This is a genomic window from Kerstersia gyiorum (assembly GCF_004216755.1).
GTDB classification, from domain to species: domain Bacteria; phylum Pseudomonadota; class Gammaproteobacteria; order Burkholderiales; family Burkholderiaceae_B; genus Kerstersia; species Kerstersia gyiorum.
In genome coordinates this window covers 37,595-53,014 of sequence record NZ_SGWZ01000006.1, presented here as the reverse complement: position 1 = coordinate 53,014, position 15,420 = coordinate 37,595, and the positions used below count along the sequence as shown (strand labels likewise).

Below are 15,420 nucleotides of genomic sequence, written 5' to 3'. Positions count from 1 at the left end.
CCCCCGTCTGGCGCCTTGCGCTGACGGGGGCATTGCCGGCCTCGGTTTTACGGGATCATCCAGGGCACGACATAAGCCTGCAGGGTCGTGATGCAGCCGATGATGACGGCGAACACGAGGCTGTGGCGGACGGTGAAGCGGAACAGGTCCGACTCCTTGCCAACCAGGCCGACGGCCGCGCAGGCGATGGCGATGGATTGCGGAGAGATCATCTTACCCGTCACGCCGCCGGTCGTGTTGGCGGCGACCATCAGTACTTCGGGAATCCCGATCTGCTGGGCCGTGGTGGCCTGCAATGCGCCAAATAAGGCATTGGCAGAAGTGTCTGAACCCGTCAGGAAAACGCCGATCCAGCCCAGGAAGGGAGAGAAGAAGGTAAAGGCGTCGCCAGTGTGGGCCAGCGCCAGCGCCAGCGTGGCGGACAGCCCGGAATAATTGGCGATGAAGGCGAAAGCCAGGACCATGCCGATGGAGTAGATGGGCAGGGCCAGTTCCTTGAAGGTTTCGCCCAGCGTTGCCAGCGCCTGCGCGGGTTTCATGCGCAGGATCAGAATGGTGATGAGCGCGGCGATCAGAATGGCGGTGCCGGTGGAGGAGAACCAGTCGAAGCGGTACTCGGCTGCATAGGGCGTCGCGGCGGCGACGATGGGCGGGGTTTTCTCGACCAGGTTGTGCAGGTAGGGCACCGGCATGCTGAGAATCCAGTTGGCCAGTGGGCCGCCTGCGGCAAATAGCGCCTTGAAAGGCTTCACGCTCCAGATCGTGACCATGGCGGTCAGGATGATGAAGGGGGACCAGGCTTTGATAATGCTGCCCGCATTCAGGGGGGCGCTGCTGGCGGGCACGGCCTGTGCGGTGTTTGGCTGCTGGCTGCCGGCCTGGCCTTCGGCTTCATCGAAGCGGAAAATGTGCTTGGGCTTCCAGACCTTCAGGAACAGCGTGAGTGCAATCAGCGACACGATGGCGGAAGTGATGTCCGGCAGCTCCGGGCCGATGTAGTTGGCCGTCAGGAATTGCACGATGGCAAACGAACCGCCGCCAACCAGCACCGCTGGCCAGGTTTCGCGCACGCCGCGCCAGCCGTCCATGATGGCCATCAGCCAGAACAGCACGAGAATCGTCATGAAGGGCAACTGGCGGCCGGCCATCTGGCCGATGGCAAAGGGGTCCAGGCCGGAGACCTGGCCGGCGACGATGATGGGAATACCCATGGCGCCGAACGCCACGGGGGCCGTATTGGCAATCAGGCACAGGCCGGCGGCGTAGAGCGGCTTGAAGCCCAGCCCGGCCAGCAACGCGGCGGTAATCGCCACCGGTGCGCCGAAACCAGCTGCGCCTTCGAGGAATGCGCCAAAACTGAAACCCACCAGGATCAGTTGCAGTCGCTGGTCTGGCGTGATGGACAGGATGGAGGCGCGGATGATGTCGAACTGCCCGGTCTTGACCGAGACTTTGTAGAGGAAGACCGCCGCGACGATGATCCAGGCAATGGGCCACAGGCCGTAGAAGAAACCGTAGACCACGGACGCCAGCGCGCCGCTGATGGGCATGCGGTAGAACAGCAATGCCACGCCCAGGGCCAGCAATACCGTGATGGTGCCTGCGATGTAACCCTTCAGGCGCAGTTTCGTCAGCGCCAGGAAAAAGAAAATGATGGGTATCAGTGCGACCAGTGCGGAGAGCCAGATATTGCCCGCCGGATCATAGTTTTGTGGCCAAGCCTGTGGCATTGCGGAGTCTCCTTTTGGGAAGTGGTCGTACCAATTTTGTGGTTTGGTGAAAAGGTGAGCAATTATATGCAGGGCTTATTCACCGTTAGCATCAAGGTTTTCCCTAGTTTTCAGCAATTTCTGTGACTTTTTGAGGATATATTGGTATTACCAATTATCGGGCGGCTAGGTGGGTAAACCTTCCGTGCCGGACGGCCGCCGCAGGCGGCATCCGGGGCCGGGCAGCGACAGGCAACGCACCCTGCTGGAGCGGGCGTGAGGGGGCACATATGCGTCAGCCCAGATGGGGGGCTGCACGGCGTGCGGGCTCGCCTGCGGGGCGGGCGGTGCGCGGGGCTAGTGACGGGGGTGTTGTCGCAGCAGATGGTGGATTTCGTTGGCCACCAGTTCGGGTTCGCTCAGAAGCACGGCATGGCCGGAGTGCCGGGCGGGAATGAACCGGCCTTGGCGGCAGTGGGCAGCGCGCAGGCGGTGTGCTCCGTTGGCGGCTGCACGCAAGCGCTTGCTCATGCCGAAATCGGCCTGCATGCCGGAAATCACGCTGACAGGAATGTCCGGCAGGCGCGGGGGCTGATGCCGGAAAGCGTGCATGGCATCGACCAGGCCCTGCAATTCGGCGGCACGGGTTTTCATGACGGCCCGCGTGAAGCCCTCCCGGCTCAGGTCATGCCGCACATCGGCGGGCAGGCCGGCAATGGCGCTGCGGTAGCAGGCTTCCAGCAGGCCCAGGCGCGCCAGCAGGACGCTGGCGCCGTGCGCTGCTTTTTCCATGAGGCGGAAGGTTGGGCTGAAAACCGGTGTGCAGCCTTCGTCGGTGACATCCACCAGTACCAGGCCGGCAATACGGGCTGGGCAGGCGGCCGTTGCGGCACGCACGATCAACCCGCTGCCGCTGTGGGCAATCAGGATGAAGGGGCCGGCACCCAGGTGATCCAGCAGCTCGTTGAGGTCGCTGGCCATGCGCTCTATGGTGCGAGGCTGGGAGTCGGCGGGACTGCGCCCCAGCCCGCTGCGGTCATAGGCGATGGAACGTGCCCATTGGGCGCATTGCGGCTGCACCAAGCCCCAGAACGACCGCGATGCGGCCATGCCTGCATCGAAAACCAGGGTGGGCCCGTAGCCTGCCCCGGTGTTATCCGTTGCGCCGGGCCCTGGCAGCTCCTGATAATGCAGCTGGCGGCCATCCCGTGTCGTCGCAAAGGCCGATGAACCCTGGGTATGGGAGGGTGGAGTGGCGGTGGCAGGAATGCTGGGCATAGGGTTTCACCGGGCGGATGTCATCACGGGATAGAAATCATATATGAAAAATAATGAGAATCGTTACATTGTCATGATCGAATATGACAATAGGGGAAATCCGGTGGCGCGGTGAAGGCATCTGGAATAATGCTGTACCCGCCCGCGCCGGGCGCCTGAGATCAGTGATGGGAAAGAAGGACGGAAGGACGATGAGCGAACAGAAAGAAACCTTGATTGTCGGCGGCGGCTGCTTCTGGTGCACGGATGCCGTATTCAGCTCCCTTGATGGCGTTGAGTCGGTAGAGCCGGGTTATGCCGGCGGACGGACGGAGCACCCGACCTACGAGGAAATATGCCAGGGTGGTACGGGGCATATCGAGGTGGTGCGTGTCACTTTCGACCCCAGCCGCATCCAGGCCGAACAGTTGCTGGAGGTGTTTTTTGCTTCGCACGATCCGACCAGCCGTGACCGTCAGGGAAATGACGTCGGCGAACAGTATCGTTCAGTCATCTTCTATGCTTCCGAGGCCCAACGCGTGGCGGCGCTGGCGGTACGGGACCGGCTGCAGGTCGAAGGCTTGACCGACGGCGTGCCTATCGTGACGGAAATCCTGCCGGCGCCAGTGTTCTGGCCGGCGGAGTCTGAACATGACGATTATTTCGCGCGCAATCCCTGGCAGGGTTATTGCCAGTTCGTGATTGCGCCGAAGGTCAGCGCAATGCGCAAGAAATTCGCCAGGCTGCAGCGCAGCGAGTAGGGCGGCAAGGCGTCGCGGCGTTTAGCCCAGCGCACTGCGCAGGAAGTCGGCCAGCACCAGCGCATGGTTGCAGTGAGGGTCGTGCGCGGCATAGAGCAACGTGACATCGCCCTGGCGCACGTATGGCTCCATCTGCGCGATGGCCTGTGGGTTGCCGGCGAGTTCGGCTTCATAGCGCTGGCGGAACTCGTCGAAACGTCCGGGGTCATGGCCGAACCATTTGCGCAGTTCCGGCGTCGGCGCGATATCCTTGAACCAGAGGGTCAGGGCGGCGTTGGCCTTGCTGATGCCGCGCGGCCAGAGCCGGTCGACCAGAATACGCGCGCCATCCCCGGCGCTGGCAGGTTCATAGATGCGCTTGATGTGAATCTCGTGCTGCATGACGCCTCCTTGCCAGGGGGATGGGTGTGCCTCAGAAGGGCAGTTGCGCCTGCGGCGCCAGGGCCAGGATCTGCTCCTTGAAGGCCTGCTTGATGCGTTCCAGTGCGGCAGGGCTGTCGGCTTCGAAGCGCAGTACCACGACAGGCGTGGTGTTCGACGCGCGCGCTAGGCCGAAGCCGTCGGCGTACTCGGCGCGCACCCCATCTATCGTATGCACGTGCAGTGCACCGGGAAATTGCGCTTTTTCCTGCAGGGCGGCGACCAGCGCATGGGGTTCACCTTCCTGCATGGGCAGTTTGAGTTCAGGCGTGGACAGCGCGTCGGGCAAGGCTTCCAGAACTTCGGACGGGTTGGCGCTGCGCGACAGGATTTCCAGCAGGCGCGCCCCGGCGTAGAGGCCATCGTCGAAGCCGTACCAGCGTTCCTTGAAGAAAATGTGCCCGCTCATTTCCCCGGCAAGCGGGGCGCTGGTTTCCACCAGTTTGGATTTGATCAGCGAATGGCCGGTGCGCCACATCAGCGGCTTGCCGCCTGCGGCTGCCACGGCCAGGGCGACGTGGCGGGTGCATTTGACGTCGTAGATGATCTGGGCGCCAGGCTGGCGCGCCAGAATGTCACGGGCATAGAGAATCAGCTGGCGGTCGGGCCAGACGATGTGGCCGGATTTGGTGACGACGCCCAGGCGGTCGCCGTCGCCATCGAAGGCCAGGCCGATTTCGCAATCGGTGTCCTGCAGCGTGCGGATCAGGTCTTCCAGGTTGTGCGGATCGGCGGGGTCGGGGTGGTGGTTGGGAAAGTCGCCGTCGATATCGCAGAACAGCGGGGTGACTTCGCAGCCCAGGGCTTCGAACAGGCGCACGGCTGTGGGGCCGGCCACGCCGTTGCCTGCGTCCAGCGCGATTTTCATCGGGCGTTGCAAGCGGACATCGCTGGTGATGCGTTGCACGTAGTCGCCTGCCAGGTCGCGGTTTTCCACTTTGCCTTGCGGGCCGTCGTAGGGTTGCGGCGCTGCCATGCGGGCTTTCAGGCCGAGGATGTCTTCGCCATGCAGCGTGCGGCCGCCGAGCATGATCTTGAAGCCGTTGTATTGGGGCGGGTTGTGACTGCCGGTGATGGCAACGCCAGAGCCGGTATTCAGGATGAAAGTGGCGAAGTACACCAGCGGCGTCGGGACGGAGCCGATGTCCACGACATCCACGCCGCCCTGGCGCAGGCCTTGCTGCAGCGCCTGGGAAAGAGCCGGGCCACTATGGCGCCCGTCACGGCCGACGACCACGGTGGCGACGCCCAGCTCGCGGGCTTGTTCCGCGAGCGCGCGTCCCAGGCGGATGGCGAAGGCGTCGTTGAGCTGTTCGGGAACCGTGCCGCGGATATCGTAGGCTTTGAAAACGGCATCGGGCAGGGCAGGCAGCGAGGTAGCGGTCATGTGTGTGGTCGGGTCTGAAAAGGAAAAGAGCGGCAGCGGCTTCGGCGCTGCAGCGTCGGTACATTGGCGATTCTACCCGCTGCCAGACGTAGAATAGGGAGCACCGGGGTTGCCTGCCCGGTCAGGGTGGCAGGCCTGGGCGCGATATCAGGAGAGCACGTGGAAGGTTTGCTGGAAGAGTTGCGCGCCATCGTTGGCGCAGCACATGTGTTGCAGGGAGAGTCCCTGGCACCCCTGCTGGGGGATTGGCGTGGCCGCTACCATGGCCAGGCGCTGGCGGCGGTGCGACCGGACAGCCCCGCGGCCGTGGCGCAGGTCGTGCGGGCCTGCGCACGTCATGGTGCGCCGCTGGTGCCGCAAGGCGGCAATACCGGTCTGTGTGGGGGCGCGACGCCCGGAGATGCGCGCGCCATCGTATTGCTGACGACGCGGCTCAACCGGGTGCGTGATATCGACACGGCCAATGACACTATTACCGTCGAAGCCGGCTGCCTGCTGAAAAGCGTGCAGGATGCCGCGCAGGCTGCCGGGCGGCTGTTTCCGCTCAGTCTGGCGGCCGAGGGCAGTTGCACCATAGGCGGCAACCTGGCCACCAATGCGGGCGGCACCCAGGTGCTGCGCTATGGCAATACCCGCGATCTCGCGCTGGGCCTGGAAGTCGTGACGCCCCAGGGGGAAATCTGGCATGGTTTGCGTGGCCTGCGCAAGGACAACACCGGTTATTGCCTGCGTGATATATACATAGGCAGCGAAGGCACGCTGGGCATCATCACTGCGGCGACGCTCAAGCTGTATCCGCAGCCGCGTGCGCAACGTACTGCGTTGCTGGCCCTGCCTTCGCTGATGGCTGCCGTGGCGGTACTGGAACGGGCGCGCGCCGGCTTCGGCGCCGGCCTGACGGCTTTCGAGCTGATGGCCGCCATCACGCTGCAAGCGGTGACGCATTATTTCCCGGAACAACGCCTGCCGTTTGCCCCGGATACCGCGCCCTGGTATGCCTTGCTGGAATTCTCGGATAGCGAGGATGAAGCTCATGCCCAGCAGCGCCTGGAAACCGTGCTGGGTGCCGCCCTGGAGGCAGGCGAGGCGCTGGATGCCGCAGTGGCCGGCAGTGTGGCGCAAAGCCGGGCCTTCTGGCATTTGCGTGAGAGTATCCCGCTGGCCGAGTTCCGCATGGGCAAGGCCATCAAGCATGACATCGGCGTGCCCGTTTCGCGTATTGCCGCCTTTGTCGAGACTACCAATGCCGCCTTGCAGGCGGCGTTCCCGGGTGTGCGACACATCATTTTCGGGCACCTGGGCGACGGCAACCTGCACTACAACGTGGCGCCGGCCGTGGGGCAGGGCGAAGCGGAATTGCTGGCGCTGCAGCCGCAAGTCTATGACATCGTGCATGGCAGCGTGATGGCGCATGGCGGCAGCATTGCCGCCGAGCACGGTGTGGGCCAGCTCAAGCGCGATCTGCTGCCGCGCTACAAGGATGCCGTGGAAATGGACCTGATGCGGCGGCTCAAGGCCGCGCTGGACCCTGACGGGCTGATGAATCCCGGCAAGGTGTTGGCATGAGGCCGTAAAGCAGTTCGGTAGTTTGGCCCGGTGGGCTGTCAGGCCCTCAAGCCCTCAAGCCCCGGCGGCGGGCCGGGGCGCAGGGCTGGCCGCGCATGGTGTGCCGCCTGGACAGGGCCGTATTGGCGGCAGGGGTGGCAGGCTGCATCGCGGTAGTCAGCTGCGTTGGCAGCGCGGGCAGTAGTAGGTGGCGCGTTGCCCCTGGACAATTCGCTTGATGGCCGTGCTGCAGATTCGGCACGGCTGGCCCTCGCGGTCGTAGACCGCGGCATGGATATCGAAATAGGCGCCGGGCTGGCTGTCCGGGTTGACGTAGTCGCGCAGCGTACTGCCGCCCGAGGCCAGGGCATCCGTGAGCGTGGCCGTGATCGCTGCCGCCAGGCGCTTGCAGCGCGGCAGGGATAGCTTCCCTGCTGGGGTGGCAGGGTGGATGCGGGCCCGGAACAGGCTCTCCGATGCGTAGATATTGCCAACGCCGACGACTGCCTGGCCTGCCAGCAGGGCTTGCTTGATGGCTTGGGATTTGCCGGTGAAATGCCGGTGCAGCCAGTTGCCGTCGAAACGCGGGTCGAAGGGTTCTATGCCCAGGTGGGCCAGTAGCGGGTGCTGTTCCACGGGTGTGCCGCCATCCGGGTGCCAAAGCACGGCGCCGAAGCGGCGCGGGTCATGCAAGCGCAGGATGGTGTCGCCGAAGTCCCATTCCACATGATCGTGCGGACGCAGGAAGGCGTCGCGGGCAACGACGCGCAGCGCGCCAGACATGCCGAGATGCACGATCTGCACACCGTGGTCGAAGCGCAGCAACAGGTATTTGCCACGGCGGCCGCATTCCAACAGCGTATGCCCTGGCAGAATGGCGGGCAGTTCGGCGGGAACGGGCCATCGCAGCCGTGGTTCTCTTACAACGAATTCCCGTAGCGGTTTGCCGCTGACCAGCGGCGCGATGCCCCGGCGGGTGGTTTCGACTTCTGGTAGTTCGGGCATGCGGTCCTCAGTGGCGTCGCCAGTGCTAAGATGGCCCTTCGTTCGTGACGGCAGGATTGTGCCATCAACAAGGCGGGTCGCGTGAAATCCCTCAAAGTTGTGAAATTCGTTACGGTAGCGCTGTTCCAAGGCAGCGCGGCTTTGTTATGCGCTGCACAGGCAGACAGATTGCCGGGCAGCGATGCGCAGATACGGGATAGGCTCGATGAGCAGCCAGTAGAGGTGATTCGCTTGCGCGCAGGCGAGTTGCCCGAGGTGACGCTGTCTGCCGACATCCTGTACCGCATCCTGGCGTCCGAGATCGGCGCACAGCGCGGAGTGTTCGATATTTCTTCGCGCACGATGCTGGGTCTGGCGCGCGATACGGGCGACCCCCGTCTGGCGCGACGCTCGCTGGAATTCGCGCTGGCCAACGGCAATATGCGCGGCGCACTGGAAGCCGCGCGCTACTGGAGCCGCTTGGCACCCAATGACGCGGAAGCCAGTGCCACGGAACTGGCGCTGGCCGCAGCGGCCGGACAGACCAGCGGTCTGGGCGAGGCGCTGCGCGAACGCATCGACAAGGCGCAGGACAAGGCGGAGGCCATCGGCCAGGCCGTTGGCGTGCTGAGCCGCGTGAATGATCGCCGCATGGCCTTGCGGGTGCTGGAAACCGCGCTGGAAGGGCGTGCCCGCCAGGTGCCGGAATCCCATCTGGCCTTGTCAGACGTGGCCTTCAGCGCCGGGGAATACCAGCGTGCGCTCGAAGAGGCCAAGGCGGCCCAGGCCTATCCCGCCCTGCGCGAGGAAGGCGCATTGCGGCGCCTGCAATATGGCATCGTCGTCGATCCCGAACAGGCCGTGGCCGACACGCGTGCCTTCATCAAGACCCACCCGGGCGCTCGTAATGTGCGCCTGATGCTGGCGAGCTTCCTGTCCGAGCGCGGTGAATACGACGCGGCGCTGGAGGAAGTCCGTGACATGGCGCACCAGGCGCCGGAGGATTTCGAACTCATCTATATCCAGGCGCAGCTCAATTACCGGGCTGGTCGGCTGGATCAGGCCGATTCCCTGTTGCAGCAGTTCGTTGGTGTGCAGGCGCAGCGCCAGGAAGCGGTGGCGCCGGGCGCCAGCGATGCCGGCGAGGCGCTGGCTGATGCGCGCCTGTTGCGTGCCGCCATTGCCGAAGACCAGGGCCGGCTGGACGACGCCATCATGGAGCTGGGCCGTATCGACGACCCGGCCATGCGTTTCCCGGCGCGGTTGCGCCAGGCCAGCCTGCGGGCCAAGCAGGGCAATCTGGACGAAGCGCTGGCCATGCTGCAGTCGGTCGAGCCCATGGACGAAGACGAGCGCATGCAGCAAGTGATGCTGGGCGTGCAGTTGTTGCGTGGCGCCGGGCGGCATGAAGAAGCCGTCACCCTGCTGCGCGAAGTCGAAGCCGAAATGCCGGATTCGACGGACATCAAGTATGAACTGGCAATGGCGCTGGAGCCCCTCGACCGTATCGGCGAAATGGAACAGCTGCTGCGCGAAGTGATAGAGCTGGACCCCAGCTACGCGCATGCCTATAACGCGCTGGGCTATACCTTTGCGGAACGCAACATTCGCCTGGACGAAGCGCGCGAACTGATAGACCGGGCGCATGAGCTGTTGCCGGACAACCCCTATATTCTCGACAGCATGGGTTGGGTGCGCTACCGCCAGGGTGATGCGCTGGATGCCTTGACCTACCTGCAACGGGCCTATGCGCAAAGCCCGGAAGTCGAAATTTCCGTGCATCTGGGCGAAGTCCTGTGGGCCCTGGGCCGGCGCGGCGAAGCCAGGGCCATGTGGCGCGCTGCGGCTGCCAAGGATGCTGGCAACGAATTGCTGCGTGAAACCCTGCAACGTCTGGGGGTCAAGCTGTGAGGCTGGGCCTGCGGCGCTGCCTGGGCTACCTGCCGTTGCTGGCAGTGGCCGCCTGCGTGACGCCGCCGCCTGTCGCTGAGCAGCAATCCGATGGTTTTGCCCGAACCGGGCGCTTTGCGCTCAACGTGGAAGAAGTGGGGCGCAAGCCTGAAGCCGTCCAGGGCGGCTTTGCCTGGCGCGACGAAGGCAGCCGGCTCGTGCTCGACCTGGCGAATCCGGTGGGCAGTACGCTGGCCCGGCTGGAAGCCACAGCTGGGGGAGCGACGCTGACCCACGCCGACGGGCGGGTGGAATATGCCGCCGACGTCGAAACCCTGCTGGCCCAGGTGTTGGGCGGCCCCATGCCGGTCACGGTGCTGCGCGCCTGGTTGCGCGGCAAACTGGCCGAAGGGAGCCGGGCGGAAAATGTCGAGCGCGATGCCGACGGGCAATTAATGTCGTTTACCCAGCAAGGCTGGGAAGTGCGTCTGTGGCGCTACGATGCGCAGGGCCCGCTGAGGCTCAATGCCAAGCGCCAGGACGGCCTGCAATCCATAGACCTGCGCCTGGTTGTCCAGGCTTCCTGATTTTTCCTTTCATGCTCTACCGTCCTGGCATTTGCCTGCATGATGTACCCGCGCCGGCCAAGATCAACCTGTTCCTGCATGTCGTGGGACGCCGGGAAGACGGCTACCATTTGCTGCAGACTGCGTTCCAGTTCCTGGACCTGGCCGATACCCTGCATTTCGATCTGCGCACCGATGGCCGCATCGTGTTGCAGGATGCCACGGCCGGGGTGAAGCACGACGACAATCTCGTGGTGCGTGCGGCGCGCAACCTGCAGGCCGCCTGCGGCACGACGCTGGGCGCGGATATTCGGCTGGAAAAACGCATTCCCATGGGGGGCGGCCTGGGCGGCGGTTCCAGCGATGCGGCCAGTACCCTGATTGCGCTGAACCGCCTGTGGAACGCCGGCCTGGACCGCCAGGCCCTGATGCGCCTGGGCCTGGTGCTGGGAGCGGATGTGCCCGTTTTCCTGTTTGGCGACAACGCCTTTGCCGAGGGCGTGGGCGAAAAATTGCAGGCGCTGGTCTTGCCGCCACGCGTTTATCTGGTCCTGCGGCCGGGTGTCTCGATTCCGACAGTAGAAATATTTTCTGCAAAAGACTTGACACGTGATTCTGAGAGGATCATAATGGCGTTCTTTTCCGAGATGACGAAAACAAACGAAGGAAATATTTCCGAGTTTGGCCGGAACGATCTGGAAACGGTAGCATTCAGTCGCTACCCCGCCGTCAGGCAGGTGGCTGAGTGGATGTCCGAAGAAGGGTTCCCGGTTCGCATGTCAGGGTCTGGAAGTTGTCTTTTTGGCGAATTTCACGATCTAGACAAAGCAGTTTTGGCAGAACGGAAATTTGCCGCTAAAATGCGTGCTGTGCAGTTTCCCGGTAACGGTGAGGCTGCCCCGGTAGAGACATATGTTTGCCGGGGATTAAGCGAGCATCCATTGAAGCAGTGGGTTGTTTGAGCAGTTGGGGAGTCGCCAAGTTGGTTAAGGCACCGGATTTTGATTCCGGCATTCGAGGGTTCGAGTCCTTCCTCCCCAGCCACTAACCCATATATACCAGGCATTGACTGCAAAAAATACGCAAAGCTGTTGAACCCGCCGATTCATCATAGTTGGCTCAGTTCGACGGCTTTTTCTTTTTCTGACGTCCGGAACCGTCACCATCATGTCCTCCAACGACAGCTTCATGATTTTCACCGGCACAGCCAACCCCAGGCTTGCTGCCGATGTCGCCAGTCATCTCGATATGTCCCTCGGCAAAATGTCCGTCGGCCGTTTCTCAGACGGTGAGGTGGCAGTGGAAATCAATGAGAACGTGCGCGGCAAGGACGTATTCGTGCTGCAGCCCACCTGTGCGCCTACCAATGACAACCTGATGGAAATCATGGTCATGGTTGACGCGCTGCGCCGTGCATCGGCAGGCCGCATCACTGCCGCCATTCCCTATTTCGGCTATGCCCGCCAGGATCGCCGCCCGCGTTCGGCGCGCGTTGCCATCTCGGCCAAGGTCGTGGCCAACATGCTGCAAGTCGTGGGTGTCGATCGCGTCCTCACGATGGACCTCCACGCCGACCAGATCCAGGGCTTCTTCGACATCCCCGTTGACAACATTTACGCGTCGCCGGTGCTGCTGAAGGACATCTGGACCCACGAATTCGAGAACCTGGTGGTCGTGTCGCCCGATATCGGCGGCGTGGTCCGCGCCCGCGCGCTGGCCAAGCAGCTCGAAGCCGACCTGGCCATCATCGACAAGCGCCGCCCGCGCGCCAATGTCTCCGAAGTGATGAACATCATCGGTGAAGTGGATGGCCGCACCTGCATCATCATGGATGACATGGTGGATACTGCCGGTACGCTGTGCAAGGCTGCCCAGGCGCTCAAAGAGCGCGGCGCTGGCAAGGTCTATGCCTATTGCACGCACCCGGTGCTGTCCGGCGGCGCAGTCAAGCGCATCAGCGAATCCGAACTGGACGAACTGGTCGTGACCGATACCATCCCGCTGAGCGCGGAAGGCGCGGCCTGCGGCAAGATCCGCCAGCTGTCGTGCGCATCGCTGCTGGGCGAGACCATGCTGCGTATTTCGCACGCCGAGTCGGTCAGTTCCTTGTTTGTCGATTAAACCGTTTCTGACGGGGTGCTGGTCGCGGCACCCCGTCTTTTTGTCCGCCACACAGGGTGGCGGACGCTTACCCGGCGGTTCGCCGCCTATCAAGTCTGGAGTTATCCATGCAATTCAACGCCACTACGCGTAGCGTCCAGGGTTCGAGTGCGAGCCGCCGCCTGCGCCGCGCCGGCCGTGTTCCCGCCATCGTTTACGGCGGCACCGAACAGCCGCTGAACATCGAACTGGATCACAACGAGATCTATCACGCACTGCGCAAGGAAGCCTTCCACGCTTCCATCCTGAGCATGCAACTGGATGGCAAGAGCCACCCCGTGCTGCTGCGTTCCGTGCAATGGCACGCTTACAAGCCGCAAGTGCTGCACGTTGACTTCCAGCGCGTGCTGGCCAACGAAGCGATCACCACCAAGGTTCCCCTGAACTTCATCAACGGCGACCAATCGCCTGCCGTGAAGCTGGGCGGTGCGATGATCAGCCACGTGGTCACCGAAGTTGAAGTCAAGAGCCTGCCGGCTGACCTGCCGGCCTCCATCGACGTCGATCTGTCCAGCCTGCAATCCGGCGAATCGCTGCACGTCAGCTCCCTGGTTCTGCCTGCTGGCGTGACCGTGATCGGTGATGCTGCCCAAGTGGTCGCCACCGCCATCGTGCCGGCTGGCGGTGCCGCCGAAGGTGAAGGCGAAGGCGCAGCCGAGGCCTAATCAGCCAGAAAACGGCCGAGTGCAGGCTGGCTTGCCAAGCCTGCACTCACAGTCTGTAGAATCCCTGTCTGGCCATTTGGCCTGACAGGGATTTTTTTCATGGATACATGCGCGGCTTCCATGCGCATGACAGGAGTTGCAATGAATGCCGCGCCGATACGGCTGATCGTAGGCCTGGGAAATCCGGGGGCTGAATATGAACGTACCCGCCACAATGCCGGCTTCTGGCTGGCGGATACCTATGCCGCGGATTTGCGTGCCAGCTTTTTCGTGGAAAAAAGCTTCATGGGCGAAGTCGCCAAAGCGCGGGTGGATGGCGAAAACGTCTACCTGGCCAAGCCCATCACATTCATGAACCGTTCCGGCCAGTGTGTCGGGGCGTTGGCGCGTTTTTACAAGCTGGCGCCGGAGCAAGTCCTGGTGTTGCACGACGAGCTGGACCTGCTGCCGGGACAGGCCAAGATCAAGCAGGGCGGCGGACACGCGGGACACAATGGCTTGAAGGATATTCAGGCTGCGCTGGGCGGACCAGGTTTCTGGCGCCTGCGCATCGGCATTGGCCATCCGCGTACGCTGGGCCTGGCCCAGCAGGTCGCGGACTTCGTGTTGCACCCGCCGCGCCGCGAAGAGCAAGACCAGATCGACGACGTCCTGGCTCGCTGCCGCCCCTTGCTGCCGCACTTTCTGGCAGGGGATTTCGAGCGCGCCTTGCGCCAGTTGAACGAAGGCAAGCGCGCATGAGGCTGGTTCAGCGGCTGGACGCGAGGCGGGCTTACCTGGGCCTGGAGATGCGGCGATGAGCAGCGGGCGGCCGGCAGGCCTGGGCAATGATCTGCGTGAATTCCTGGCGTTCGTGCGGCGTCCGACGCTGGCACGCCGTCGGCCGACTGCCATGGGCCTGCCGGTGGACAATGGCCGGGCTGACTGGCTGCGGCTGCCGCGCTTGCGCCGCATGTTGCTCTGGGCCGGATTGCTATGGCTGATTTCGCTGCTGGTTTTTGCCCCTATGATCGTGGGCGTGACGGAGCGAGGCGGTGCCACGCATAGGCTGGTGCTGCATCAGTGGCTATGGTTGCACGCCATCGTCTGGGCGCCTGTGACCGAAGAGCTGGTGTTCCGCTACTGGCTGCGCCGGCCATGGCTGGGCGCGGCCTTGTTGCCGCCGCTGATCGTCGTGCTGGTCAATGGGCCGACCTGGTGGACAGGCAGCCTGCTGACGCTGGTTTTGGCCGTGCTGTGGTGGCCGCGTACGCGCCATCACGTGCCGCGTCGTGCCTGGCGGCCGTTGCGCTGGTACCGGCGTTTCTTCCCGTGGATATTCCACTTGTCGGCGCTGGGCTTTGCCAGCATGCACCTGATCAATTTCAACCTGGGGCACCTTTCCTGGTGGTTGATGCCGGTGCTGGTGCTGCCGCAATGGTTGGCGGGCCTGGCGCTGGGCTGGATACGCGTTCGCGCAGGCATAGGCGCAGCCATGGTGCTGCACGGCATCTATAACGCCGGGCCGGTCCTGGTGTTGATGCTGGTGATGTGGCTGCTTCCATCAGGCAGTATGTCTGGCATGTAACGTATTGCTGGTGCGTGCAATGCGGGTGGTTTTCAATGTGTTGTTGGCAGACAATGGCGCAGTTTCCAGTGGAGATCGGGCCTCGGTCGAACTATCATGACGCATGAAAACCGGGAGCCCCCGGAGTCGTTGCCAAGCTGATACCTAAGGAGCTGCCATGGCCAAGAAAGAAGAGTTGGATCCGGACCTGGAGGCATTGATTGCCTGGTGTGGCGAGGTAGAGAAATTGTTGGTTGAAGCTGGGGCGACACTGGCCGAAGCGCGTGCCTATATTGAAGAAGAGGCAGAGTGGTTTACCGACCAGTTCTATGAGGGCTGGACGCCGGAGCAGGCAGCCAAGGAATCCTTGAATGATTGATGGCTGTTCAATGGCCGGATATTGAAATAATGGCGCCTGCCTTTTAAGCACAACCTGGCTAAGGACCGGCCGCCGCCAACCGGCGCAGGCGCTATGCGGCCGGTTATTGGGGGAGCGTCATCCCGATGTGCGGTTTGACGGCCTGTCGGGG

At 63.3% G+C, this 15,420-nt stretch carries 15 protein-coding genes and 1 tRNA gene; 11 read left to right on the top strand and 5 right to left on the bottom strand.

Going from position 1 to position 15,420, the window contains the following annotated elements; genetic code table 11:
- Nucleotides 1-47 precede the first annotated feature (47 nt).
- Both lldP and EV679_RS15170 read right to left on the bottom strand, forming a co-directional pair.
- Nucleotides 48-1,730, bottom strand: a complete 1,683-nt coding sequence (gene lldP / locus EV679_RS15175) for an L-lactate permease (protein ID WP_130487668.1) — start codon at nt 1,728-1,730, stop codon at nt 48-50.
- Nucleotides 1,731-2,066: 336 nt separating this feature from the next.
- Nucleotides 2,067-2,987, bottom strand: a complete 921-nt coding sequence (locus tag EV679_RS15170; protein ID WP_068375238.1) for an alpha/beta fold hydrolase — start codon at nt 2,985-2,987, stop codon at nt 2,067-2,069.
- A gap of 191 nt (nt 2,988-3,178) precedes the next feature.
- Here EV679_RS15170 and msrA point away from each other — a divergent pair, with 191 nt between their 5' ends.
- Complete coding sequence (msrA, locus tag EV679_RS15165) at nt 3,179-3,727, top strand: peptide-methionine (S)-S-oxide reductase MsrA (protein WP_130487667.1); 549 nt, start codon at nt 3,179-3,181, stop codon at nt 3,725-3,727.
- A 21-nt stretch (nt 3,728-3,748) separates the two neighbouring features.
- On the opposite strand, the gene EV679_RS15160 is transcribed toward msrA, so the two are convergent.
- Nucleotides 3,749-4,108, bottom strand: a complete 360-nt coding sequence (locus tag EV679_RS15160) for a DUF488 domain-containing protein (protein WP_127773196.1) — start codon at nt 4,106-4,108, stop codon at nt 3,749-3,751.
- 31 nt (nt 4,109-4,139) lie between these two features.
- Nucleotides 4,140-5,534 carry a phosphomannomutase/phosphoglucomutase gene (locus tag EV679_RS15155; protein ID WP_130487666.1) on the bottom strand — a complete coding sequence of 465 codons (1,395 nt, stop codon included), beginning with the start codon at nt 5,532-5,534 and terminating at the stop codon, nt 4,140-4,142.
- A gap of 159 nt (nt 5,535-5,693) precedes the next feature.
- On the opposite strand from EV679_RS15155, the gene EV679_RS15150 reads away from it, so the two are divergent.
- Nucleotides 5,694-7,100 (top strand): FAD-binding oxidoreductase, encoded by a 1,407-nt coding sequence (locus EV679_RS15150; protein WP_242611507.1) that lies wholly within the window; start codon nt 5,694-5,696, stop codon nt 7,098-7,100.
- 156 nt (nt 7,101-7,256) lie between these two features.
- Here the strand turns inward: EV679_RS15150 and mutM are convergent, their stop codons facing one another.
- Nucleotides 7,257-8,084: a bifunctional DNA-formamidopyrimidine glycosylase/DNA-(apurinic or apyrimidinic site) lyase gene (gene mutM / locus EV679_RS15145; RefSeq protein ID WP_068375224.1), complete on the bottom strand. Its 828-nt coding sequence runs from the start codon at nt 8,082-8,084 to the stop codon at nt 7,257-7,259.
- A gap of 81 nt (nt 8,085-8,165) precedes the next feature.
- Here mutM and EV679_RS15140 point away from each other — a divergent pair, with 81 nt between their 5' ends.
- The 9 genes from EV679_RS15140 to EV679_RS15100 all read left to right on the top strand — a co-directional run bounded on the left by EV679_RS15140 (nt 8,166) and on the right by EV679_RS15100 (nt 15,269).
- Complete coding sequence (locus tag EV679_RS15140) at nt 8,166-9,974, top strand: tetratricopeptide repeat protein (protein WP_238591451.1); 1,809 nt, start codon at nt 8,166-8,168, stop codon at nt 9,972-9,974.
- Complete coding sequence (gene lolB, locus EV679_RS15135; protein ID WP_068375218.1) at nt 9,971-10,540, top strand: lipoprotein insertase outer membrane protein LolB; 570 nt, start codon at nt 9,971-9,973, stop codon at nt 10,538-10,540. Before EV679_RS15140 ends, lolB begins: the two co-directional genes overlap by 4 nt.
- A 29-nt stretch (nt 10,541-10,569) precedes the next feature.
- Nucleotides 10,570-11,481, top strand: coding sequence for a 4-(cytidine 5'-diphospho)-2-C-methyl-D-erythritol kinase (ispE, locus tag EV679_RS15130; protein WP_068375287.1), 912 nt, complete (start codon nt 10,570-10,572; stop codon nt 11,479-11,481).
- Nucleotides 11,482-11,486: 5 nt separating this feature from the next.
- Nucleotides 11,487-11,563 (top strand) — tRNA-Gln (locus EV679_RS15125).
- A 123-nt stretch (nt 11,564-11,686) separates the two neighbouring features.
- A complete protein-coding gene (locus tag EV679_RS15120) occupies nt 11,687-12,640 on the top strand; it encodes a ribose-phosphate pyrophosphokinase (protein WP_257741122.1) in 954 nt (317 codons plus the stop codon).
- Nucleotides 12,641-12,747: 107 nt separating this feature from the next.
- Nucleotides 12,748-13,344 (top strand): 50S ribosomal protein L25/general stress protein Ctc, encoded by a 597-nt coding sequence (locus tag EV679_RS15115; RefSeq protein WP_068375215.1) that lies wholly within the window; start codon nt 12,748-12,750, stop codon nt 13,342-13,344.
- A 141-nt stretch (nt 13,345-13,485) separates the two neighbouring features.
- Nucleotides 13,486-14,085, top strand: coding sequence for an aminoacyl-tRNA hydrolase (gene pth, locus EV679_RS15110; protein WP_068375212.1), 600 nt, complete (start codon nt 13,486-13,488; stop codon nt 14,083-14,085).
- A gap of 55 nt (nt 14,086-14,140) precedes the next feature.
- Nucleotides 14,141-14,911 (top strand): CPBP family glutamic-type intramembrane protease, encoded by a 771-nt coding sequence (locus EV679_RS15105; RefSeq protein ID WP_130487664.1) that lies wholly within the window; start codon nt 14,141-14,143, stop codon nt 14,909-14,911.
- Between the two features lie 157 nt (nt 14,912-15,068).
- Nucleotides 15,069-15,269 carry a hypothetical protein gene (locus EV679_RS15100; protein ID WP_127773201.1) on the top strand — a complete coding sequence of 67 codons (201 nt, stop codon included), beginning with the start codon at nt 15,069-15,071 and terminating at the stop codon, nt 15,267-15,269.
- Nucleotides 15,270-15,420: the final 151 nt, after the last annotated feature.

Excerpts from the sequence above, each read along its gene's own strand:
- lldP (WP_130487668.1), bottom strand. The coding sequence starts at position 1,730 with ATGCCACAGGCTTGGCCACAAAACTATGATCCGGCGGGCAATATCTGG.
- EV679_RS15170 (WP_068375238.1), bottom strand. The coding sequence starts at position 2,987 with ATGCCCAGCATTCCTGCCACCGCCACTCCACCCTCCCATACCCAGGGT.
- msrA (WP_130487667.1), top strand. The coding sequence starts at position 3,179 with ATGAGCGAACAGAAAGAAACCTTGATTGTCGGCGGCGGCTGCTTCTGG.
- EV679_RS15160 (WP_127773196.1), bottom strand. The coding sequence starts at position 4,108 with ATGCAGCACGAGATTCACATCAAGCGCATCTATGAACCTGCCAGCGCC.
- EV679_RS15155 (WP_130487666.1), bottom strand. The coding sequence starts at position 5,534 with ATGACCGCTACCTCGCTGCCTGCCCTGCCCGATGCCGTTTTCAAAGCC.
- mutM (WP_068375224.1), bottom strand. The coding sequence starts at position 8,084 with ATGCCCGAACTACCAGAAGTCGAAACCACCCGCCGGGGCATCGCGCCG.
- EV679_RS15120 (WP_257741122.1), top strand. The coding sequence starts at position 11,687 with ATGTCCTCCAACGACAGCTTCATGATTTTCACCGGCACAGCCAACCCC.
- EV679_RS15115 (WP_068375215.1), top strand. The coding sequence starts at position 12,748 with ATGCAATTCAACGCCACTACGCGTAGCGTCCAGGGTTCGAGTGCGAGC.
- pth (WP_068375212.1), top strand. The coding sequence starts at position 13,486 with ATGAATGCCGCGCCGATACGGCTGATCGTAGGCCTGGGAAATCCGGGG.
- EV679_RS15105 (WP_130487664.1), top strand. The coding sequence starts at position 14,141 with ATGAGCAGCGGGCGGCCGGCAGGCCTGGGCAATGATCTGCGTGAATTC.
- EV679_RS15100 (WP_127773201.1), top strand. The coding sequence starts at position 15,069 with ATGGCCAAGAAAGAAGAGTTGGATCCGGACCTGGAGGCATTGATTGCC.